Below are 22,416 nucleotides of genomic sequence, written 5' to 3'. Positions count from 1 at the left end.
TGTGAGGGGTGCCGCACCCCGCCTTTGGCCTTGCTCCGTCGGCCCGAAGATCACGGCTGGAGCGCCGCCCTGTGCGCACGGCGAAGCGCCCGTCTGTCTGGGCACGGGCGCAACTGCCCTTGGCCCTCGGCGTTTTCTCCCTTTACCGGCTGCAGCAGACGGTGAACTCTCCGGCGGTAACCTGCCGGACGTACTTCTCCGCGCCGGCCAGGAGATAGAGCTGTTCGTCGGTGACCTCACCGGCGGACAAGCCGGGCTGGGCGATGATCGTGTGGAAACGCAGCCGGAGCATACGAGCCTGATCACGGATGGCGAACAGATCCTTGGAAGCGCCGACTTCATAAGGAGAAGCACCGTTGCGCTCGGTGTATCTCTTCGCACGGGAGTGCAGATGCTCTAGCAGCGGCAGGACGTCACCTCGTCTCCATTTGGCGCCGCGCACAGCCTGACCGCACACCTCGTAGAGGTCCTCGACCCGCTTCCCTGCCGTGGCTTTGGAGTACTTGCAGTGCACGAGCGTCACCACGAGATGCCCACCGTCGATCTTGAGTCCGACAAGGTCCGCTGCCTCGCCGCTGCCGTCGTCGTCAATGAGGACATCGAAGGATCCGGTGGCCCGCAGGTGGGCTGACATGTAGAACTGGATGGAGTCGGTGCGACGCTCAGCCCTCTGTGACTCCTTGCGGAAGTCCACCCCCTGCCAGTCCAGTGGTTGGAGCAGGGCCGCATCGAAGGGCCGCCGCTCGTAGCCAGGGTTGATCAACCGACCTGCGGAGTCGATTTGACGGTCGCCTTCCAGGAACAGATCGGGCTTGTGAGTGTTCAGCCACTCCTCGAGCGGTCTCGGCTCGGCCCTCGGTCCACTGCTCATGACGACGACGTCCTCGGCCAGAGGACGGTACACGAGGCCCTTGTCACCGTAGTCCGCCTCATAAGGCACACGCCACGCACTGGTGACCAGCGAGAAGCGGAAAGGCCCGGCGGGCGAGTAGTCGTCGACTTCGAAGTCGACATCGGTCAGGGGGTAGCGCCGGCCGCCGAAATTGACGATGAGGCGGCTCCGTGAGCCGAGGTAGACCTCCCAGGGCCACCCCACTCCGAGCAGCACATAGTCCGGACGCTTCGCCACGTCCTGCGGGATGATGAACCCGTCGAAGACCCTTTCCAGATCGATACCAGCGTCCAGGAGCTTGGTCCCCTGCCTGTCGCACCAGTCCGTCCATGCCTTCAGGCTCGGAGCCGTGGTGGGCGACCAGAACCGCCCAGAGGACGCAGCGCTGATGGTCACACTCTCACCGTCGTCGAAGCCGGATGCGGCGATGTGGGTCTGGCTCTTGTGTTCCTGAGCGCTATCGAACCCCTGGGAAACGTCGCTGCCGACGTGCAAGGAGAACCTGGTGAAGTGATCACGGGCATCCTTCAGCCCCACGTTGGTGGGAGTCAGCCGATCCACCTTGGCCAGCACCCGGTAGGTGCACGCCCCGTCCACCAGCTCGCCGCCCTCGCCCAGCACCGCCTCGGCCAGGTCCTTGTAATTGCCGGACTTCTCCGAACCGTGGATGTACAACAGTCGCCGGTCCTTGTCGAAGTACAGGAGGATCAGCTCGTACACGACCTGTTCCAACGCCTGGGGCGCACCCCAGCGGACCGGGGTGCGGCGCTCTACGACGCACCAGGCGACAGACGTGTCACCGCCGCCCAGGGCGACGGTGTCGTCGAGAACGGTCTCGTTACGGCGGGAGAGGGCCAGTGCATTTTCCGGCGTCCAGTCACCTGAAGGCGCACGGTAGGCGACGGCACTCATCTTCGGCTCCAGGACACTCGCCGCGACTTCCGCGGGCGCGCCCGAGAACGTTGCGTCGAACGCGCTGGTCTCTTCGGCGTCAGACGTGGCTTTATCGGTGATGTCGCGCAGCAGCAGGTTCCAGTCCGCGTCCTCCCGCAGAAGCTGGCGCAGGGGCGAGGCGCTGCTGGGGGACTCCTGGGAGACGAACACAGTGGCATGGCCCAGGCCCGCCGCAGAGCGTGTGAATCGGCCGATGAACTGGATCATCGGGCTCAAGCTCTTCTTCGCCGCATGCAGGGCGGCGATCTTCAGCGCGGGTTCGTCGAACCCCTCGCCGAGCATGTCGACGCAGACGATAATGCGACAGCCGCGGTCCTTGAGTGCTGCCACCGCGGCCTTGCGGCGTGTGACGCCGAGGTTCTGGTGCACAGCCAAGGGAGCGAACTCCGGGGCGAGACGCTGGTAGATCTCTGCGATCTCCTCGGCTTTAGGGATGGTGTCGGCGCGAGCCATCACCAGGTGGTCGTGCCCGGCCGCGAGGTCCTTCCGCAGCTGTTCCACGGCGAGCCGGGCCAGTTCTTCGTCGGTGTCCTGTGATCCGAACACGGCGCGATAGGTGATAGGCGTGTAGTAGCTGTCCCGCTGGGCTTCGCGCAGGGGGAACCGGAAGACGATGCGGCCCGGCAGGCTGCGGCCATCCTCGCGGAACGGTGTGGCGGTGAACAGCAGGACCGGCCGGTCCGAGAACCCCTCGATGACACTGGCCCACGTGACTGCGGGAGCATGGTGAGCCTCGTCGACGATCAGGTGGGAGAACGACGACAACAGCGCCGCCCGCACCGGAGGCATGCAGGCGTTGAGGACGTTCGGGGTCGCCACGATGACGTTGCACGCCTGCGCGAAACGGACGGCCTCTGCTACGTCCTTGAAACTCTGCTCCAGGCGGCCGACGCAAGGACGCAGCGCTGTCGGAGCGACGATCTGTTCCTGCTGCAGGATTCCCAGGGTCTCGAATTTCCTAGCGATCTGATCCCGCAGCGCGGCGCTGGGAACCAGTACCAGGAGGCGTTCGGGCCTGCTGGCCACGAGGAGCGCCAGCATGGTCTCAGTCTTGCCGGTGCCAGTCGGCATGACGACAATGCCCGGCTCGGGCAGACCTGAGGCCCAATGCCCCATGACAGCGTGCAGGGCTCCGATCTGCGGGCGGCGCAGGCTGTGCGGTTCCGTGTGCGGGCGGAAGCCGATGGCGCCCTGATAGGACTCCAGGACTGCGGCCGGCTCCGAGGGTATCCGGCTTCCCTGCCAAGTGACTTCGCTGCTTGTAGCCCCTTCGGGAAGTAGCGCTGTGAGCGGCTCGCCCGTACCAGAGATGCGGGTGGCCGGCCAGGTGCCGAATGCGTTGCTCACCAGCACCGTGCCGTCCGCTTCCGTGACCTGCAGTTGCCCGCCTGGAACCAGCAGCTGCCCCACCTTGTTCTTCCCGATCCTGGATCCTTCGGCCCACACGGGCGGGGTACTCAGTGGCATGGACATTGCTTTCTGTGCGGGTGCCGTCGTCGACGGAAGAAGAAGGGGAAAACACGCCCTGTGGCGGCGATCAGCGTGCTTATCCGGCCGCGCTGTGGCCGTCAACAGCGGTAACCACGCCGCAAAGACCGTGAGGGGACGTTGCCGAAGTCCCAGTACCAGCGCTCCAGCTGCAGGCTGCCGGGAACGGGACCGTCCACACCGGCCACATCGTCGCCGCTGTACTTGTCTCGCAGAGCCACAGCACGTTGTGTCCTGGAAGAGGCAGTCCAAGCAGGTGCTCCAGACGCAGTCGTCACGGCGCTCCGGCAGCGCTTCGTGCAAAGGATCCGCGCGGCTGGTGTCGAGGCGGCCAGGCCCGTCAAGGCCGACAACATCGCCTCGACCCACACTGCCTGACAGCACCCGCAGCCAGCTCGACGCGGACAGCCTGCGATCAGCCGACGGGGATCCCTGCGGGATGGCACCGGCGCGCTTTGCGACCCGACCCACAAGGGCACGCCGCATTCTTGGAGACACTGCGCCCCGGGCCTGCCGGCCGACGTGGCTCGCTACGACCCACCACACTCCCGCCGCGGGCCCGCCACCGCTGAAGAGGCAGCGGAAAATCACCAGCACGCTCAAGAACCCAGGGGCCCACTGCGCCGAACGCTTCGTCTCGCGACCCACGCGAGAACTCGAGGATCTCCTCCTCACTGCCCTTCAGCATCAGCCCAGCCACAGCCGGGTAGTGCTTGCCGACGAAGGTCTTCATCCCCTGCACCTTGAAGACATCCTTGGCGAAGGCGGCACCCGCGACCAGTGCCGCGCCGGTGACCACGTCTCCCTCACCTCCGTCGTCGAGCCGATTGAACAGACGGATCAACACGCTCTCCGCATCAGTGACCGGCAGATCCTGCTCACGCGCCAGTGCATCGGAGAACCTCTCCTGGATCTCGTCGGGAGAGTGATAGGAGAATTCATCCGCATGCCCGTGATGCTCGAAATGCAGAGTGTGGATGCCGCGCTGCAGCTCTGATTCGTGGGCGATCACTGCCTTAGTGGACTCAAAACCCACGAACCGCACCACTACGTCCCGCACCGCCCCTTTGCGGAACTCATCCCCCATCCGGGAGTGGGGAGAGAACAGGTACGGGCATACCTGCGCCGCATACAGGGCGCACACCTCATGCACCGGCGCCTCACCCGAGACAGCCTTAGCCAACGGGCTTTCCTCCTGGAACACCATCTGCCAGCGCAGCTCGTCACCAAACGGCAGACCGCACACAGCGCACCAGTCGAACGTAGCCAGGGCCAGCTTCCGCCGCTCGTTGATCGAACCGAAGTCCACGCCCCGAGCACTCCGCTCCACCGTCGCAATCACCGGATAGCCGCGGCTCTCCACTGCCAGATGTTTCATACGGCGCGGCAGCGCCACCGTGTTCTGCGGTGTATGCCTCATCCCAACCCCCCACTGCATCCGGCATGCTCACACCCCGGACATCAGCCCTCTACAACCGGAAAATCACCATAATGCTCCGTCACCCTCTCAGACAGAGCATTGACCAAGAACCCCGGCCAACTACCCCTGGGACAACAGACCAAGAGATTGCCACTTGGCGGTCAGTGGGGGCTTCAGGTTGCCGACTCATCCGAAGCCGCGGGTCCATACCCTCTGGCTCTTGCTCGCCAGGGCAGTGCCTGGGCACGGATTTGACTGCTCCACGCTCCGAGCACCTCGGTCAGGTCCGCCAGATCGGGTGGGGTGAGGACGATGAGCTTGATGCCGGTGTGCTGGGCGAGTTGTTGCTTGGCCTGGATCTTCGCGAGGTAGTCGTCGCTGGTCAGGCCCGCGTATTCGACGTAGGTGCCGTCGGGCAGTCGCCAGTCGGCGCTGCGGCGGCCGTGCACGTTGAGCTCTGGGTGAGGCGGCCAGACCGGTTCGATCTGGTGCTCGACGCCGTGACGGCTGAGCCAGTCGTCGATGGTGCGCTCGGCTAGGGACCGGCATGGATGGCCGTCCGCGGCGATGCAGTAGGTTCCGCGGGCCGGGCGCCAGGCATCGGAGACGATGCCCGTCGTGCGCAGGACCTCGATCCAGCTGCCGGCACCCAGCAGGCCGCGGAGGGTCGCGGCCGGCGGACACGCGGCCATGGCCCCAACGATGGCGTCTCGCTGTTCGGCCGGAAGGTCGAGAGGAACGGGACACTGGCAGAAATCCTGTGGGGGCGCGGCGCCCATGCTCGTCGAGAGAGCGGTCAGCGCCTGGCGGCCCGCGCGCGGCGTCACAGCACGCCCGTGGCCATTGCGGGCTTAGATGCAGCACTGCTTGCACCAGCGTGCAGGCCCGAACTGGCGGACGATCCACGGATTGAGCTGTCCGGCAGTGAAGACGGCTGTGCACAGGGGACAGGTCTGCGGCGGCGCATCCGGCCAGGACCGCCGGGCACGCGCGGCGTGGAAGGGACCGTACATGGCGGCGTGGTCGTACACGGCGTCCGACCGGTCCCGGTAGGTGTGCCCCTGCCCGATCAGCTTCCGGCGAGCAAGATCATGCAGGCTCTCCGCGAGCGCCGGCAGGCGCGTGAGAAGACGCCGCGGACATACCCAGGGCCACATTGCCCCGTACGTCTCGATCAGGGCATCGACCAGATCATCACCATCCCTGGTCCACACGGCGGCGAACCGTGCCTGATCGGCATCGCTCCATCCGTACGGGTTGAACCCCCCGTACGGATCCGCGTATCTGAACGACCAGTCCCGGTCGCTGCCCCTGTTACCAGATCCGGCATGCATCGAAGATTCCCCTCAGGCGGACCCTGCCGTCGACCCACAGCTCGTCGCAGAGCACGGAGGGACAGCCACGGCAGGGACAGTATCGAAAGGTACCGACACGGCCGGCAATGCGTCTGCCTGGTAAGCAACGACCGCACAGGATGACGCGCAGCGGCGTCAGGGCGGGCTGCGCGATGATGGCAGAGCCTGGTTTGCTGCTGGAGCGGCCGCGCGCCTGGAAACCGAGGCCGCCAACGGCTCTCCCGCCCCGGAAGGCTCCAGCGCTGGGGCGGCTCCATCATCGGCATCCTCAACTCCCCTGTCGTCAGCGGCGCGCTGGGAAGCGTGCTCGCTGCATACACAGGGATGGTGCTTCCAGGCCTGCCTCCTGCCTGATACGCGTCTGGTACCGGAGGTAAGCCGTTGCGGTGGTGGCCACGACGATCCGGGACCAGGGGCCCGTTCAGACTGGACGCAGCACGGCCCGGGCCGCTCACTGTCTTCCAGCCGGGCAACGGGGAAGGGAGAAAATGCCAGGATGTTCCGCATGCCAGCCCCGTAATCTGCCTATATGGCCACCCCTGATCGTGAACTGCTTTCCCGGACCGCCCGGAACGCCGTCCGGGCACTGATGAGCGATCTCGTGGCAGGGGCGATCGGCGAGTACTGGGAGAACGAACACTTCGCAAGGAACCCTGACGCCACTCCCGGCGAGGGCGGCGTCCGCAAACAGCTCTTCGACTCCTATGCCGCCTCTGTGGACTGGACCGACGAAGACCACGTGACCCGGGCCCTGCGGGTGTTCGAGAGCATGCTGCGCCGCCTCGACCGTGACAACCGAAAGTTCAACGGAAACGGACTGCCTGTCGAAACGGTGGCGGACCTGCGAGAGGCGTTCGCACGGGACGGCTGTCGCCTGGGCGACGAACTGCGCCTGCACACGGCACGCGTCGCCCGCCTGACCGTCCACGTCGAAGGCCTGACCGAGGCATCGGGCATCCACGCCGAACTGGAGCGGGTCCGCAGGTTTGGGGCCGACTACCCCGACGACGCCATCGGCGCGGCCAAGCAGCTGATCGAAGCTACCGCCAAACTCGTACTACTCAAGCGGAATCTTCCGGTCGACGAACGCCAGGATCTGCCCGCCCTGATCAAGCAGGCGCAACAGGCACTCCACCTCCACCCCGCGGGGGTTCCGCCGGCACGCAACGCCGGCAGCCCGGACAACGCCGACAGCATCAAGCGGATCCTGGGTGCCCTGACCTCGGCTGCCATCGGCGTTGCGGAACTGCGCAACCGGTACGGAACCGGCCACGGGCGGCTGGCTGCACCCACCGGACTCGGCCCCCGGCATGCCCGTTTCGCTGTCGGCACGGCCGCCACCTGGTGCGAGTTGATGCTCGACACCCTCGCCGACCCCGACGCCCCCTGGCGTAAAGCCTCCGCGACGGCCCCACTCGTGGGCGGCACACTCACGACCTCGACATGAGCTCGCGCGAGCTAGCGCCCCAGACAGGAAGGAGCAGCCCCGTGACACCGAAGGAGCTCACCGTCGTCACCCGCCAGCGCCTTCTCGACCTTCTGGTTGTCGAGAAGGTCTGGTGGTGGGGCGCTCTGGACGAGGTGAGGTTCCTGGAGCGCCTGTACGACCTGGATGCCCTCGAAGGGGATGGCTTCCGGCGCCTGACGGCCCGGGAGGACATCACCCAGCACTGCCTGAACAATGACGACTGGCCACCAGAGTGGGTATTCACCGACGACCGCTTCGGCCTCAACGGCGACTCCCCGCAACCGCTGCTCAGATTCCTTGCCGAGATGCTTCACCCCGTGGTGCGGCGCGACCCGGCTGAGGTCCAGCGTTTGGCCGGGAAGCTCAACGACCTCCTCGCGGCCGACGGCTTCGAGCTCTACCCGGCCGAGTACATCAGCGGGCTGCCGGTCTACGCAGGCGGATCCCGCGCGACTTTCCATGGCGCCCGGCCGGACTGGAAGTTCGAATCACGACCGCTCCTGACCGACCCCCGCGTACTCCACGAACATCAGGAGCGCATCAGGGCTGGCCTGGAACGCGACCCAGCCGCGGCGATCGCCTCGTGCAAAGAGCTCGTCGAAAGCCTGTGCAAAATCATCTTGGAACAGCAAGGCATCGAGTTCCCGCCCGGAGAAGACCTGCCACCCCTGTTCAAGCGCGTCACGACACTGCTGGGCCTGAACGCCGATGCCGTGGCCGACCACGTCAAGGCCAGCGCCACGGTGGTCAAGATCCTGCGCACACTCACCACGACGGTGCAGGGCCTGGCCGAGCTGCGCAACCAGCTCGGACTCGGCCACGGGCGAACCGCCCCCAGTCCAGCACTGACTCGCCATGCTCGGCTGGCGCTGAACAGCACTGTGACCGTGACGGAGTTCGTGCTCGACACCTGGCAAGACCGCATCGATCGAGGGAAACTCCCACCTCGTCAATAGCCCCGCGCCCAGTGACGTCCGAGGGCGGTGAGCTTGGCTCGCCTGCTCATGCTGTTCGACGGGGATCGTCGCCACTCCCGGTACCGTGAGGCGGGGATGCGCGCGGGGCAGCAGGTCCGGCCCGGCTCCGCCCCACTACTTGAGTCCGTGGGCGGCGGCGATGTGGGGCCGTTGGGCGAGTAGGGTTTCGAGGCGGCTTTCGGGCCACAGGTCGATGTAGGGCGCTGTGCCCTCGGCGTTGTGGCGCTCTACCCAGCTCACGGCGTCGGCGGTGAACCGGCCGCTGGTGGCGATCACGATTCCGCGTACGAGAGGCGGACTCCACAGCTTTCCCGCCGTGGCCGTCTCGACCACCGCGGCAGCGTTCACCGACCGGCTGCGCCAGTGCTTCGCCTGGACGATGACCCGCTCGGTGCGCACACCGCCGGACCCGTCCCGAAGGACTCGGTCCAAGGAGAGATCGCGGCCGCGGTCGGGGGCGCGGGTCTGCATGAGCCATTGGACGTTCTCGTGCTCGGGGATGCTGCGCAGGAGGTCGTAAAGGAGTCGCTCGAACCCGTCGTCGTCCAGCCGCTCCCAGGGCAGTGCGAGGGTGGCGGAGCCGGTGAGGTGGCCGGAAGCGGCTTGCCCGAGGTCGATGTCCGGGACGGGCAGGGGGTCACTGTCGCCCAGAAAGTTGGCTGTGAAGTCGGCGCGCACGTCGGGCCAGTCGAATTCGACGATGTCATGCCAGTCGTGTCCCTGGCCGAACCGCATGTGCCGGTGCAGGTCCCACCAGCGGCTGGTGTCGTTGGCGGCATCGCCCAGGGCATCGCCCAGGAGCCTTGCCATCTCCCCGATGGCCGCCTCTATCTGCTCGGTCTGGTCGTTCTGCAGTTTCTCAAGGGAGTCCCGCGCCACGCCTTTCAGGGCGACAGGGAGCGAGGTGTCGACGGTCGAGATGAGTTGCTCCAGCCGGCCTCGGGCGGCGCGTCGGCGGGCACGGTCGAGGCGGTATCGGTACGCGGCGATGTCCGCACCCGGCTTCTCGCCAGCGGCATGTACGGCGTTGGGCAGCTCGTCAATTTCTAGGTAGTCGATGAAGGACTGTCCCATTGCGGCGATGTCTGGAAGAGGGTCGGTGATGGTCCAGCCGTCGATTGGCGGAAGGCCCGGAAGGAGGTCCGCCCAGGCCATTGCGAGTTTGTCGTAGGCAGGATGTGAACCGCGTTGTGGGCCGTCTGGGATGAACGGCCTTGCGCGCTCCCATACGCTCTCCATTTTGCTCAGGTTTGCCGCCGTTCGGTCCATGGTGCGTAGGAGTTCTTCCAGGTCCATGTGTACAGACTCGCACTCCGCGATAGGGCTTGTGGGGGTTTGCGCTATCAGAGACACGTGCAGGTCGGCTGAGGCCTCGCGGGGCAGTCGTCGCCTTGTGGCGGAGGTGATCAGGCGGGGGAGGCGACTTCGCACGGCAGCCGTGTGGCGGCTTCACGTACTCGAGGGTCGGGCTATGACCCGGCCGCATCCGGGGGCGGATGCGGCATCGCGGGCCCCCGGGGGCCACTCTCGTCTCCCGATCTGTCAACTCGGCTGCGCGCAGGCGGCCCGGGTGTTAGTCGTTGCTGGACACATCGCGAGAGCTAGGGAGTGTCTTCAAAGGGTGCTGATGAGGGATCATGTCGGGCATGGTGCGTCGACATGAGCTCTCGGATGCCGAGTGGGAGGTGCTGTCCGGTCTCCTGCCGAAAGCGGTGACGGGACGGCCGCGGCAGGATGACCGGTTGGTACTGAACGGGATCGTCTGGAAGCTCCGGACCGGTTCGGCCTGGCGGGACGTGCCTGAGCGGTATGGGTCCTGGCAGACGCTGTACACACGTTTTCGCAGGTGGGCCCTGGATGGCACCTTCACGCGGATGCTCCGGGCAGTGCAGACACAGAAGGACGCGAGCGGGGACATCGACTGGCTGGTGTCGGTCGACTCCACGATTACGCGAGCTCACCAGCACGCCGCCGGCGCCCGCAAAGGGGGGCGGACGGAGAGGACGAATTACATGATCACGCCCTCGGACGATCCCGTGGCGGACTGACCACGAAGGTCCATCTCGCCTGCGACGGCAAAGGCCGGCCCCTCGGATTCGTCGTCACCGGCGGCAATGTCAACGACTGCACCCGCTTCGAGCAGGTCATGGACGCCATCCGCATCCCGCACGCCGGTCCCGGCCGCCCACGCACCCGGCCCGACCACGTGCTCGGCGACAAGGGCTACAGCTCCCGCAAGTTCCGCGCCTACCTGCGCAGACGCGGCATACCCCACACCATCCCGGAGCGCTCGGACCAGAAGGCCAACCGCCGCAACCGAGGCCGTCACGGCGGCAGACCACCAGCGTTCAACAAGCAGCTCTACAGACACCGCAACGTCGTCGAGCGATGCTTCAACCGGCTGAAGCAATACCGCGCGATCGCCACCCGCTACGACAAAACCCGTGAATCCTACGAGGCGGCGGTCACCATCGCCTCACTTCTTCTCTGGATCCGACCCCTTTGAAGACACTCCCTAGGGCAACAGCATGATCATTTTGGACACATGCGTCATACGGGGCATGCGCCTCGACGGCAGCGACGTGGAGGTCCTCCGCGCCATCGTGGCGACGGGGACGGAGCGTGTCAGTGCCCCCTCCATGGCCGTGGAGGAGCTCGCGGCGCAGAAGGCCCTTGACTACATCGAGGCGTACCGCGTCGCGGCCCGCGCGCTGCGGCAGCTCGGGCACAGGAGCCACCGGACAGAGCCGAAGCTCGAGGAGCCGGACGAGGAGGGCGTGCGGCAGATGTGGCGGAAGAAGTACGACTTCTTGCAGGTGCTCCCGACGAGCGGCGACGCGGCCCTCCAAGGCCTCTACCGGGAGGCCAACGTCCTTCCGCCTGCCGGCACGAAGGGTGACGGCGACAAGAAGGTGAAGGTTGGCGCACGGGACGTCGCGATCTGGCTCACGGCCGTGGAGTACGCCCAAAATCACCCCGACGAGACGGTCTACTTCGTCAGCGAGAACCACAAGGACTTCACGAAGGGCGGTACCAGTTATCCGGCACCGATGGACAGCGACGTCGAGGGACTTGGCGACCGCTTCGTTCACCTGACGAACCTTGGCGAGCTACTGGAGACCGTCGCCCCGAAGCAGCACGTCGATACGGAGTACGCGTACGCTCTGCTCAGGTTTCACACGGACTACGTCGCCCGTCGAGCCCGTAAGACCTGGCGGAACAAGATCACCCCCTTCGAGGTCCGCACCCGCGACGGCGAAGCGATGGCGGCCCGTTAGTGGGCGTTCCCCGACGACGTCCGCGTGCAGCTCCTCGACGTACGGGACAGCGAGGCCTACAAGCTCGGCACCCATAGCTGGATCGTGACGACCGCCCGCTGGGAGTTCGTCGGCCTGGTCATGACCACGTCGTCGCTACAGCACGGCGCATGCGTGTGGGAGACGCGCATTCTGTTCCCGGTAGTGGAAGGGGATGAGCCCACGCCGAGGATTATGACGGCCACGCCGGCAGCGCCCGTCGAGGATGCTTCGGCCGTCGACTGGCCTCCGCTCCTGAATACCTGGGAGTACATCCGGCGCGTCCAGGAGGTCGCCGAAGCGGAGGGCCGCAAGCCGACATGGGTCGAGCTGCTGACGTCGATGCTGCTCACATTCCCGCGACTGCAGCAGGGCACCGAAGTGGACATGTTGCAGTACCCGTTGCAGTCCAAACAGTTCCAGCAGCTGGCTCCTGGCGCGACCGAGGATGAGCCGCTCGACGACGAGTGAGACGACGCCCGGACGCGCCGGGGGCAAAAGGTGACCTCGATTGGCAAATTAGCCTCGCCGTTTCGCTTGGGTACGGCGGCTGTTGGGGCGGAAACGCGAAAGTGCCTTCCTGACCTGGGACGATGAACCTTGCTGAGGGGTTCTGTCGGTCCAGGCGGAGGGCACTTTCTACGTGCAGGCTATCGGGTTGCGTCCCAAGATCCAGGTCAGTGCAGATGGTTCGGGGGTGGTCGGTCATGCCGGGGCACGGTTACCGGCTGATCTCGCTGATGCCACCGGGCTGACCGCCGCATATTCCACAGAGGATCAGGAGTAACTGATCGTTTCAGAATGAGGTTCGGAGTCGTCTCAAGCAGATGATGCTGCAGGCGAGTTGGAGCAGTCCGAGGTGGAGGTCGGCGCGTATCTCGTAGCGGGTGCGGAGGCGTTTGAACTGGTGGAGCCAGGCGAAGGTGCGCTCGACGACCCATCGGGTCTTGCCCAGGCCGGAGCCGTGCGGGACACCGCGGCGGGCGATCTTGGGTGTGATCCCCCGAGCGCGGACGAGGCGCCGGTACTTGTCGTAGTCGTAGCCGCGGTCGGCGAAGAGCCGCCGAGGCCGGTGGCGGGGCCGGCCGCGCAGGCCACGGATGCGGGGTATGGCGTCCAGCAGTGGCATGAGCTGGGTGACGTCGTGGCGGTTTCCACTGGTCAAAGAGACGGCGAGCGGGGTGCCGTGTCGGTCGACGATCAGGTGGTGTTTGCTTCCGGGCCGGGCCCGGTCGACCGGCGAAGGTCCGGTGTGAGCCCCCCTTTGAGGGCTCTGACGTGCGAGCCGTCGATTGCGGCGTCGTCCATGTCCAGCAAGCCGGTAGCCCGCAGTTCGGCCAGCAGCACCTCGTGCAGCCGGGGCCAGACACCGGCCTCGGTCCAGTCCCGCAGACGCCGCCAGGCCGTCACCCCGCTGCAGCCGACCTGTTCCGCAGGGACATCCCGCCAGCTCACGCTCTTGCACAGCACATAGACGATGCCCCGCAGAGCAGCACGGTCATCCGCCGGCAACCGCCCGGGATACCGATACCGCCGAGGCGCACGGGCCGGCAACAGCGGCGCCACACGTTCCCACAAGTCATCAGGCACAAGATCAACAGGCACTCACCAGATCCTGCCGAAACAACACCCAACTGCCAAGCCCCACACCAAACTTCATTCTGAAACGATCAGTAAGGAACTGACAAGACCGGGGTGCCCGCGATTTTGACGGGCACCCCGGTGTCTCTTCTCCCCGCTCTCCTCTATAGCAACAGTCACCGAGTCCGTCCACGACCAGACCACCCGCGACTCAGGCCGGTCCGACCAGGGCTACGAGTGTGACGCGGTAGGCCGCCTGACTATGGTCATGGACACCGCGGACACCATCTGCACCCGTCACGCGTACAGCTTCGACGCTCGTACCATCCGGAAATCCTTGAGCACTGCGACGGGCGGACCGGATGAGGACTGCCCGTCCTCGGACGGGATAGCGGTCACCACCTCCTACGACCCGGCCGCTCGCTGATGGTCTGCGGAGGAGTGTCAGTTGAACGTCGTCGTCTGAGCGTCAGTGGCGCAGGCGCAGCGATCTGGTCGTTGACACAGACGGGCGGTGCTCACTCGTTGCTGGCATGAGTGACGAAGGGCCATGTCATTCTCACGCCGACAACCACCTTGCCGCGCGGGAATCGCCGGCCCTCATCGAGACACTTCCGCGAGAGAACTGGACGCCGAAGCGCTTGTGGGGACCTTGCCTGAGTCCGCGTGGTCCAAGAGCAGCTACGGCAGCGGAGCCCGGCGGCGAATGCGTCGAGATCGCAGCTGGCCCCGGTACCGTCCACGTTCGCGACTCGAAGGACACGGCAGGGCCGGTCCTGTCCATCGCCTCCGGCGGCTGGGTCCTTCATGGGCTTTGCCGCGCAGGGCTGACCGCGTACCGACCACTCGCCCCGCCACCGAGACATTCCAGCGGCGCGTTTCCGAAACGATCACGGAGTGCCGCGATCCGTCACCGGGGACGTGTCGCTGCGCCGTCCGCCCGCCGGCGGATCGACCAGCGCATACCTCAGGTACTGCTGAGCGGCCACCTCGACCACCTGGGGAAGGATCTGGCCGAACGCCTCCATGCTAGGCACTCCCCTGGCCGCAGCGCGGGCGAAGGCCCGTCCCTGCCGCATCTTGGTCGGCATCGTCTGTTCGAGCGTCTCGGTCAGTTCGGCCTCGGCTGCTCTGCTCTGGCCATCGTCCCGGTTCCAGGGCACGACCACCGTCGCCCAGGGCTGGTTCTCCGCGTCGAAGGCTGCGAGCCTGCGCCTGCGGTCCTCGTCCTGAAGGGCCCAGCGGTCAATGAGCAGGATCTCCGGGGTGTCGGGCAGCCGCCTTCCTCCCGGACGTCCGGACTCCACGTCGAACGAGGTGATGACAGCCTGGTAGTTGAGGGAACGCACCAGATCTTCGGTGACATGGGCCAGAGGTCGGGCAGAGGCCGGGTAGTAGGGATTCCAGTCCTGCGCACTGTCGCCGTAGCACTCCGGGTTGCGTCCCTCGGGCAGGTTGCGGCGAGTGGGGGCGACCACGGTGATCTGGATGGGCCGGCGGTCGCCCGCCCCACGGCTCGGTGCCCCGAAGGCACTGGGGACGAGGCGGTAGTCGAGTGGTCTGCCGGGGTCCAGCCGCACGGTGTCGGCGACGCTGACAATGCGTTTCGCCAGTTCGTACACCGCTCGTTCGTACTCCTCGGCGAAGACCCTGAGCTTGATCAGCCCGTAGAGCCCGTCGCTGACGTAGCGTTCCCCGAAGTAGCGGTGATTGAACTGCAACCGCTCGGCCGGGTCCGGAAGTTGGCTGGGAGGCACCGGCACCCAGAGCGCGGGGACGATCGCCTCCGCAGGCTGATTCGAACGAGCGCGGTGATGGATGGCCCGCTGTTCGAAGGCGTACCACTCCTTGCCGCACAACTCGCTGGCGAAGTAGCGCGGCGAGAACAGAGGCACGAAGACCCGGCAGCTGGCCAGCACGTCGGCCAGCCCTTCCGACCATCCCTCGCCGGAGCGTACCTCTCGGTCCATGAAGCCGGCCGGTACGCCTGCGGGCAGGTCGACCATGGCCGTCACATGACCGCACAGATCCTGGAATAACCGCTCGACCCACATGTCCGAGTCCGTTTCACCGCCGTACCCCGGGGTGTGTGCGTAGCTCAGGAAGAAGTATGGGGACGCCGTGTGGTCGGTCCTCCGTCCGCGCGGGGGCGGCGCGGAGGGGGCGAAGCCCCCCGGCTCCTCGGCCGCCGCAGCGCCGGGATCGGGTTCCGGTTTCACCGGGGACTCGGCAGTGACCGTGTGGTCGGCCGGCACGGGCGTCTCGACGGGGACGCCCAATGCCGGCAGGACAGCGGCCGACACCTCACCGAAGGGTTCGGGGTCCACCGGAACGCCGGCTGCTCCGGATCGGGACACGGCGGCCGGGAATCGCGTGAGCGAGGCTGAGTTGTTCTCGATGAACCGGTCCACGGCGCTGCGCAGAAGCCGGGCGTCCCGGGCGCCGAGCCTGGGAATGAGCTGCTCGCGCGTACCATCCCGGAACCGCAGTACGGGATGGCCGCCCGCCTGGGCGGCCTCGGTGACGGTGACGAGGCCGCCGACGACGAACTCGGCCAGGTCGGGGGGCGTTGCCTCCGGGACCAGGCCCTGCTGAACGACCCGGAGCATGTCGACGCTCACCTGCGGGTACAGCGAGCACAGCACGGCCAAGCGGACCGCGGCCGGAGATGCGCGGTACAGATAGGCATCCGTCAGGGACCGGCCGCTGCGCGGGCCGTCCTCGTCCTGTTCCACCAACTGGTCGACGAGACCCGGCGCGGGCAGGAGTAGGGCTTCGCAGCCCACGGGATCCGAGAGCATGAGGGTGCGAGCCCATCTGCCGACCGCGTGGGGTGACAGGGAGTTCACGGGGACCGGCAGCCAGTCGCGGTCGGTGGTCCCGGGAAACGCCTGGTTCATCAGGAGTGTGGTGACGAACCGCAGCTGAGCGTTGTTCACGCCGGGCGTCCCGGGCGAGAGCACGCGGACGGCCGGCAGGCTCATGCCCGCCTGCCGCCAGATCTTCGACGGCAACGGGTTGAGAAGGACGGTGGGCATGGCGGCAGCCCACGTACGGAGCTGGTTCCACTGCGAGCCGTCGCGCCACGCGGCCGACGCCCAGTCGGAGAGGACGAGCATGAGCCGTCGCGGCTGGGCGGATCCCCCGCCGCCCTCCACGACGCGCTGTCCCAGGGGGCCGTGCAGGGTCGGTGTGTTCTCCAGGAACCCGTCCGCGTAGAGCTCGCGGACCCGCAGGGTGCGGAACACACCGGTGCGGGCCAGGAGGCGCACCAGTTCGGCAGCCGTGCCGGCCCACACCGCCATGGTGGGTGACCGGTCGATGACCACGGTCGCGTCGAACCAACGCTCCGGTTCGTCGGAGAACACCGGGGTGAGTTCGCCGACGCGCACATAGGCGGCCACCGTCGCCGGGATGTCCAGTCGCTGCCTGCGGCCTCGCGGCCATGGTCGCTTCAGCGGTTTCAGTGCCCGCGCCAGCTCCCGTCCGCGCGGCAGTGTGCTGTTCCGGGGCAGCGACACCTCGACCGTTCCTGGGCCGGGCGTACCGTCCTCCCAGGGTGTGTGCAGCGGGCTCCGCCGTGCGGCCTCGTCCGTCTCCGCCGGCTGCCCGGCGGTCGACGCCCGGACGTCCGGGGCCTCCTGGCTCCTGGCGTCGTAGGTCTTCGTACCGTCGCCCAGTGAAGGGCTGTCGTCCTGAGCAGCGAGCCAGAGGACCTCGGCGATCGACACCGCGTCGAGATCTCTGTCCAGACCGAGCAGTGAGTCGACGACCGCACCCAGCCCGTCGGCCCGGTCAGGCACCGGACAGGTTCTTCATCAGCATTCCGATGAGTCCGCTGCGCTCCGATGCCTCCATCTTCGCCGGTCCGTCCAGCAGATGGAGGGTGCTGAGCAGTTGATCGATCGCGACTCGTTCGCCGTCGCCCACCCGGCGTACGAAGTCGTCGACGAGATCGGCGAGCGGACCCGATTCGGGCACGTCGAGCTGCAGGTGCCTGCGCACGACTTCCCGGACGAGCTCCGGTGTGGGGCGAGGCATCGTGTAGCGCAAGCACCGCCGCAGGAACGGTGCGGGCAGCTCCTGCTCCCCGTTGCTCGTCATCACGATGAAGGGGAATTCGGTGCACTGCACATGGCCGCCGTGTACGGGGTGCTTGGCATCCTCACCGGACATGCGCAGGTAGGCGAGCTCCTGCCCTTCACGGCGCAGTTCCTCGATGCGGAACTCGCCGCGTTCCAGTACGTCGAGCAGGTCCCCTGGAAGATCCAGATCGGCTTTGTCGATCTCGTCGATGAGGAGCGCACGCGGCCGGTCCGACGGCAGCAGCGCCGTTCCCAGTGGTCCCAGGGTCATGAACGCCGCGATGTCATCGGTGCCGGCGTCCCGCTCACCGGCGCGCGTCCTCTCCTGCTGCAGCCGGTGGGCGTGGATGCGCCCGAGAGCGTCGTAGTGGTACAGCGCGTCCCCGAGCGTGCTGCGCGAGGTCACATGCCAGCGCAGTACGGGCCCCAGCGCGAGCTCCGCCGCGACCTGTTCGATCACGGTGGACTTGCCCGTGCCCGGACTGCCCGTGATCAGCAGGGGCCGGCGCAGGGCGAGGGCGGCGTTGACCGCGGCGACGAGTCCTTCCGGCGGTTCGAACAGTCCGGCGGACGACACACGCGGGAAGGTCCTCCACGGCGGCGGATCGGGCAGACGAGTGTCCTGCCTCACCTCTCCGTCGCCTCGGTAGTACGGATTCCACGTCATGAGGCTTCCTTGATCGTGTTCTGGACAGGGGGAACGGTGGTCCTCACGAGCCGGCAGAACCTCAGCCACTCGCGGTCGTCCCAGACCGCGCGGAGATCTGCGAAGTGACCGGCGTACTCGCCGCGCCATCGCCGCTGGTAGGCGTGGCCGAGCCCTTCCGGCATGGTCAGCCACTGCGGTTCCAGACAGCTGTGCCGGTCGGTGGGGAATCCCTCCGACCCCTGGGGCCACAGCAGCACCGGGGTGTAGGAGAGGAGGATCTCCATCAGCTGGTCGTCGAGTCCGGTGTGATGCATCAGGCCGATGCCCCGTCGGTAGAGGCCGTCCCGCAACCTGCCCTGCAACGGCGGCCGGTCGGCCGTGTCGGAGACGTCCAGCCAGTCGACAGGCACTCCGGTGCAGACGGCGATCTCCTCCCACCGGTCGTTCACCGCGCCCTGGATCCGTCTCAGAAGGGGATCGGGGGCGAGCCGACGGCTCCAGTGCAACACGACGTCGTACTGCACCCCGAAGCGCAGGCCCTCGCCGGCCTCCTCCGGACGCCACTCCAGCAGTACACCGCTCGGCACGGCGACATCGAGCCATCTCAGACGCCGCCCGAGCGCCTCCGCATGGTCCTCCGCCCAGACGGCGGCTGCCTCGATCGCGGCCTCCGCACCTGCTTGGTCCACCGTGGGGCAGCTGAAGTCGTGCCGTTCGAGCAGTTCCCCGTCCTGGAGTAGCCACGCGCTCACGGCTTCCGGCCAGCTGCCGGTCAGCGAGGAGTCGAGGCTGACGGCAAGCCTCAGCTGCTGGTCCTCCCGGTCGGCGAGGACCTTGGTCACGGCGTCATTGAGTTCCTGCTGGGCGTCCACCGACCGCGCCCATGCGTGCAGTTCCGGGGAGGCCAGGTCCTTGCCCGAGGCGAGGGCGAGGCGCACCACGAACTCGGCGACCGACGGTTTGCCGTTGCTCCGGGTCACCGCGTGGTCGAAGGCCAGCTGGTCCAAGATCGCAATGTCGGTGAACTCGGGTACCGGAGAGGCCAGGGAGCGGTGTTCCGACGCCAGCAGGGCGCGCAGGGCCTGGCGCAGACGGGCCGTCGTCAGATCGCTGCCGAGCCAGTCGCGGAGGAACCCGACGGTCCGTAGCGCGGTGAGCATGAAGTGCACGACCTCCTTGGCCCGGTCACGGGCCGGGGACGGGAGGAGACCTTTGAGTACCTCCAGGCTGTCAAGCGCGGACTTCACGTCGTACGGCACGCGCAGGGAGGGTACGTCGGCGGCGAGTGCGCCGAACGCCTCGGTGAGGTCTTCGCGCGCCAGCCGTCCGAGAAGCCCGCCGGGGTCGGTACCGTGGCCCCGCATGTTGCGGGTGACCCAGATGGGCTCCGTCGCGAAGGGGTCGCCGTCGTGCTGGGAGACCGTCACGTCCTGTCCGACGACGGAGCCGCGCAGCGCCCGCTGCACGTCGTCCACCCCCAGCAGGGGGCCCGCTCCGGGCACGCCCTCCCTGATCAGGCTGGCGAGCGCCCTGGAGAACGAGAGGTCGACCGCCGGCTGGGTGAGCGACGCGGACATGAGTACGGCGAGTCGGCTGCGCCCGTTGCCGACGCCGCCCGTGAGGTCCTGACCCGGGGGTATCGCACCGGCCGCGTGGCAGGTGTCGATGATGCCGAGCACGCTGGGGATGTCGGGCTTATTCGCGGCGGCTGCGAGGAGTTCGCCCACGTTGACCGCCCGTTCGGTCGCGTCCTCGGTGGAGTCGGCGCCCATCAGGTACAGGGTGTGCGTGCTTCCGGGCACGAATCCGTGCCCCAGCAGGGCGAGGACGAGTGACGCCCGCCGGTCCTCGGCATAGTGGATCGCCTCGCCGATCAGCGTCCGGATCCAGTTGCTCGTCAGCCGCTCGTCGACGATCAGGGAGCGTCCGCCGGGGAGACCCGGAGCGCAGTCGCCCATGTCCGGGTGGGCCAGCGCGGCATGCAGCGCGGAGGCCGCCTCCCTGAGGCGGGTGAGGTGCTGCATCGATGCGCACTGAGGTGCCACGACGAGAAGGTGGCGTCGGGGCCCCTCACTCATGAGGCGGACCTGGCCTCTGCGGACATGAGGGCTTCCGCGACGGGACCTGCGACGGCAGCCTGGGCCAGGTACTTCCCGGCGGAGTGGACCCAGATTCCGTCTGAGTCGATCCGACTGCTGCGGGGAAGCACCCCGGCCGTGTTGGCCAGCACATCGCGTTCGAGTAGGGGGCGGACGGCGATGATGTCGTCCTTGTCCCAGAAGTTCAGCCATCGTTCGACGCGCTCGGGTGTGCGCGGCGGCTGCGGCAGGAGCCTGGGCCGGACGACCGTGCGCATCGAGAGCGGTGATCCGAGGGTGACGAGGAGGGGGGTGACCGCCCGATGCTCGTGCAGTGCCTCCAGTGCGACGACGGTCCCCAGTGAGTGCGCGACCACGACCGCGGGGGCGTCCCCGAGCGCCTCGTGCAGACGGTTCCGTACGCGGCTGTCGAGGGTCAGCCCCGACGCGTCCTTCTCCCCGCGCGCCAGGTAGCGGGCCACCTGGGCGAGGTCCCTGACCATCAGCTTGGGTGTCGCCCAGCGCGCGACACCGCTCCACGGCTTGAGCGCCATCAGGGTGGTCGCCACGTTCAGCGCCCTGCGCAGTACCGACAGGCTTCCCTGGGCCTGGCCGGACGTGTCGGCTTCGGCGCGCGCGTGGGCCAGGATTCGCTCCCGGTCCTGCCAGGCGCCGTCGTGGGGCGCCTCGGTGGCGGAGTGCTCGGACGTGAGAGCGGCCACCAGCTCGACGAGGAGATCTTCGAGGATCTCGCTCGCCTCGCCCTCGGCCGTCGTCCCGCCGCCGCCCTGGGCCTCGGGGAGCGAGAAGAGGTCGGCGTAAGAGGCGAAGGCGCAACGGCTCGCATCTGCAGTGGTCAGCCGCTCGGCGAGTGTCGTGTGGCCGGCCGCTCGCATCCCGTCTGCCAAGGCACCCGTCCACGTGGCCAGTTCACGTCCGGTATCCCGAAGTCCGCCTATCCCGTGTACGAACACCAACCGCAGCACCATGCAGACCTCCCCCGTGCGTCGTTCGCCCTGAGGCTACCAACCGGCAGGCCGGCAGGTCAGCGGAAGCGAAGGTCCGGGCCCGGTAGGGGAAGTTGCCGCCTCGACGGGCCGGGCGACCGGCCGCCAGCCAGTGAGGACCACCGTGCGCTGGGCCGAGAAGTCTCCCCACTTCCCGTCGGGGAGGCCTGGAACGCAGGACTCCCGCGAGCTCCCTGTGGCCTCGTTATGGGGCGGAGCGGCAGCAATGTGATGCCACCTGGGGCGGAATCTGACCTGACTGGAAAAAGCGGGAAGGACCGCCCAATCTGGTCTCGTGCCAGGGCGGCGTCTCTCGATGGTCCAGCTGTGTTCACCGACGGCCGGAAGGACGACCAGGCCCCAGACCGGGCCGTTGTCGATGTGTAGCACTGCCCCCCATAGCGTTCCCCAGGCAGCAGCCCGTGTGCCATACGTACGTGCAGTTCGGCGGGGCGGGAGAGAAGCGGACGGTCCCGCGTACCGGCACGCCGCGTAGCGGCGAGCGCGAGGGGCCACGGGCGGTCGATTCAGGTAGGACAAGAGACATAGGGTGCTCTCCCGCTCCAGGCGAAAGAGCGCACTCGGCTAACACGCCGCTGGGCATCTCGATCGAGAAACGAGGCAGGGGACCGTCATTTTCCACAACCGTGCGGGGCGTAGCCCCGCACTTCCAGGCTCGGCCCATCACAACCCTGACCGATCAGCCTTTCAAGCCGTCAGGCCAGCGCAAGCACTGATTCCCACACCTGCTGTGGCAAAGAGGCCCACCCGATTCCCCGATAGGGGAGGACACCAAATCAAATCTCTGCCTAACGAATCCGTATGACATCAGCGGCGCCGACAGGCGCCGACACACCCCCCACCTCCCCTGGCGGGGAGGGGAGCAAACTCAACTCACAGTCATGCCGCCAGGCATGACGCCTTACCACCTTTCGGCCGTCAGGCCAGAGTTGGGCCGTCAGGCCCAAACGCAACACATCGTTTGCCCCGTCAGGGGCAAACCTGACACTCACCCAACCCTCAGTCATGCCGCCAGGCATGACGTCCCGTCACCTTCCCGCCGTCAGGCGGGAGTTGGGCCCTGGCCCGCGCCGGCCAGGACGACGGGCTGGCCGCGCATGTCGTGCACTACCGCTGCCGCGGCTGGAACGCCACGGACGCGCAGC

Annotated in this window: 16 protein-coding genes and 2 pseudogenes; 7 read left to right on the top strand and 11 right to left on the bottom strand. The window is 67.4% G+C overall.

The annotated features are described in order from the left end of the window. Positions 1-142: 142 nt before the first annotated feature. The 5 genes from ABZV38_RS28835 to ABZV38_RS28815 form a co-directional block, all read right to left on the bottom strand. Entirely contained in the window at positions 143-3,256 is a 3,114-nt protein-coding gene (locus ABZV38_RS28835) for a DEAD/DEAH box helicase family protein (RefSeq protein ID WP_356331366.1), read from the bottom strand. Between the two features lie 158 nt (positions 3,257-3,414). After that, positions 3,415-3,555 carry a hypothetical protein gene (locus ABZV38_RS28830; protein ID WP_356331364.1) on the bottom strand — a complete coding sequence of 47 codons (141 nt, stop codon included), beginning with the start codon at positions 3,553-3,555 and terminating at the stop codon, positions 3,415-3,417. Positions 3,556-3,749: 194 nt separating this feature from the next. Next, positions 3,750-4,730 carry an SEC-C metal-binding domain-containing protein gene (locus tag ABZV38_RS28825; RefSeq protein ID WP_356331363.1) on the bottom strand — a complete coding sequence of 327 codons (981 nt, stop codon included), beginning with the start codon at positions 4,728-4,730 and terminating at the stop codon, positions 3,750-3,752. Between the two features lie 197 nt (positions 4,731-4,927). Continuing rightward, the gene (locus ABZV38_RS28820; protein WP_356331362.1) at positions 4,928-5,446 is read right to left on the bottom strand and encodes a hypothetical protein; all 519 of its coding nucleotides are present in this window, start codon (positions 5,444-5,446) and stop codon (positions 4,928-4,930) included. 159 nt (positions 5,447-5,605) lie between these two features. Continuing rightward, positions 5,606-6,088 (bottom strand): hypothetical protein, encoded by a 483-nt coding sequence (locus ABZV38_RS28815; RefSeq protein ID WP_356331361.1) that lies wholly within the window; start codon positions 6,086-6,088, stop codon positions 5,606-5,608. Positions 6,089-6,638: 550 nt separating this feature from the next. On the opposite strand from ABZV38_RS28815, the gene ABZV38_RS28810 reads away from it, so the two are divergent. Together ABZV38_RS28810 and ABZV38_RS28805 are read left to right on the top strand one after the other, a co-directional pair. After that, positions 6,639-7,556: an abortive infection family protein gene (locus ABZV38_RS28810; protein ID WP_356331360.1), complete on the top strand. Its 918-nt coding sequence runs from the start codon at positions 6,639-6,641 to the stop codon at positions 7,554-7,556. A gap of 41 nt (positions 7,557-7,597) precedes the next feature. Further along, the gene (locus ABZV38_RS28805) at positions 7,598-8,533 is read left to right on the top strand and encodes an abortive infection family protein (RefSeq protein ID WP_356331359.1); all 936 of its coding nucleotides are present in this window, start codon (positions 7,598-7,600) and stop codon (positions 8,531-8,533) included. 135 nt (positions 8,534-8,668) lie between these two features. Here ABZV38_RS28805 and ABZV38_RS28800 read toward each other — a convergent pair whose 3' ends face one another. Further along, entirely contained in the window at positions 8,669-9,628 is a 960-nt protein-coding gene (locus ABZV38_RS28800; RefSeq protein WP_356331358.1) for a restriction endonuclease, read from the bottom strand. A 572-nt stretch (positions 9,629-10,200) separates the two neighbouring features. Here ABZV38_RS28800 and ABZV38_RS28795 point away from each other — a divergent pair. The 3 genes from ABZV38_RS28795 to ABZV38_RS28785 all read left to right on the top strand — a co-directional run bounded on the left by ABZV38_RS28795 (position 10,201) and on the right by ABZV38_RS28785 (position 12,321). Further along, positions 10,201-11,060 (top strand): IS5 family transposase gene (locus ABZV38_RS28795; protein ID WP_356331357.1). Its coding sequence is split into 2 segments (ribosomal slippage): positions 10,201-10,537 and positions 10,537-11,060, totalling 861 coding nucleotides; the frame shifts between segments, so codons are not numbered across the junction. A 22-nt stretch (positions 11,061-11,082) separates the two neighbouring features. After that, entirely contained in the window at positions 11,083-11,832 is a 750-nt protein-coding gene (locus tag ABZV38_RS28790; RefSeq protein WP_356331356.1) for a PIN domain-containing protein, read from the top strand. Positions 11,833-11,856: 24 nt separating this feature from the next. After that, positions 11,857-12,321: a hypothetical protein gene (locus tag ABZV38_RS28785; RefSeq protein ID WP_356331355.1), complete on the top strand. Its 465-nt coding sequence runs from the start codon at positions 11,857-11,859 to the stop codon at positions 12,319-12,321. Between the two features lie 325 nt (positions 12,322-12,646). Here ABZV38_RS28785 and ABZV38_RS28780 read toward each other — a convergent pair. Continuing rightward, positions 12,647-13,455, bottom strand: a protein-coding gene (locus ABZV38_RS28780; RefSeq protein WP_356331354.1) for an IS5 family transposase whose coding sequence is annotated in 2 segments (ribosomal slippage) — positions 12,647-13,116 and positions 13,116-13,455 — 810 coding nt in all. Because the reading frame shifts where the segments join, the coding sequence is not laid out codon by codon here. Positions 13,456-13,964: 509 nt separating this feature from the next. Between ABZV38_RS28780 and ABZV38_RS28775 the strand changes: the two are divergent. Continuing rightward, positions 13,965-14,183, top strand: a pseudogene (locus tag ABZV38_RS28775) (hypothetical protein); the annotation flags it as partial. Between the two features lie 138 nt (positions 14,184-14,321). Here ABZV38_RS28775 and ABZV38_RS28770 read toward each other — a convergent pair. From ABZV38_RS28770 to ABZV38_RS28755, 4 genes are read right to left on the bottom strand one after another with little or no spacing between them, the layout of a single operon-like run. Continuing rightward, positions 14,322-17,234 carry a TIR-like protein FxsC gene (locus tag ABZV38_RS28770; protein ID WP_356331352.1) on the bottom strand — a complete coding sequence of 971 codons (2,913 nt, stop codon included), beginning with the start codon at positions 17,232-17,234 and terminating at the stop codon, positions 14,322-14,324. Then, positions 17,227-18,183: an AAA family ATPase gene (locus tag ABZV38_RS28765; protein WP_356331351.1), complete on the bottom strand. Its 957-nt coding sequence runs from the start codon at positions 18,181-18,183 to the stop codon at positions 17,227-17,229. The genes ABZV38_RS28770 and ABZV38_RS28765 overlap by 8 nt, the downstream gene beginning before the upstream one ends. Beyond that, the gene (locus ABZV38_RS28760; RefSeq protein ID WP_356331350.1) at positions 18,180-20,243 is read right to left on the bottom strand and encodes a hypothetical protein; all 2,064 of its coding nucleotides are present in this window, start codon (positions 20,241-20,243) and stop codon (positions 18,180-18,182) included. Before ABZV38_RS28760 ends, ABZV38_RS28765 begins: the two co-directional genes overlap by 4 nt. Then, positions 20,240-21,151, bottom strand: a complete 912-nt coding sequence (locus tag ABZV38_RS28755) for a hypothetical protein (RefSeq protein WP_356331349.1) — start codon at positions 21,149-21,151, stop codon at positions 20,240-20,242. Before ABZV38_RS28755 ends, ABZV38_RS28760 begins: the two co-directional genes overlap by 4 nt. 1,171 nt (positions 21,152-22,322) lie before the next feature. Between ABZV38_RS28755 and ABZV38_RS28750 the strand changes: the two are divergent. Next, positions 22,323-22,416, top strand: a pseudogene (locus tag ABZV38_RS28750) (alpha/beta hydrolase); the annotation flags it as partial.

Source organism: Streptomyces sp. NPDC005181, from assembly GCF_040608395.1.
GTDB lineage: Bacteria > Actinomycetota > Actinomycetes > Streptomycetales > Streptomycetaceae > Streptomyces.
The sequence above is the reverse complement of the archived record's forward strand: the minus strand, read 5'-3'. Positions and strand labels throughout refer to the sequence as shown.

Coding starts and splice junctions, on each gene's coding strand:
- ABZV38_RS28760 (WP_356331350.1), bottom strand. CDS start 20,243: ATGAGTGAGGGGCCCCGACGCCACCTTCTCGTCGTGGCACCTCAGTGC.
- ABZV38_RS28815 (WP_356331361.1), bottom strand. CDS start 6,088: ATGCATGCCGGATCTGGTAACAGGGGCAGCGACCGGGACTGGTCGTTC.
- ABZV38_RS28765 (WP_356331351.1), bottom strand. CDS start 18,183: ATGACGTGGAATCCGTACTACCGAGGCGACGGAGAGGTGAGGCAGGAC.
- ABZV38_RS28820 (WP_356331362.1), bottom strand. CDS start 5,446: ATGGCCGCGTGTCCGCCGGCCGCGACCCTCCGCGGCCTGCTGGGTGCC.
- ABZV38_RS28800 (WP_356331358.1), bottom strand. CDS start 9,628: ATGGGACAGTCCTTCATCGACTACCTAGAAATTGACGAGCTGCCCAAC.
- ABZV38_RS28810 (WP_356331360.1), top strand. CDS start 6,639: ATGGCCACCCCTGATCGTGAACTGCTTTCCCGGACCGCCCGGAACGCC.
- ABZV38_RS28790 (WP_356331356.1), top strand. CDS start 11,083: ATGATCATTTTGGACACATGCGTCATACGGGGCATGCGCCTCGACGGC.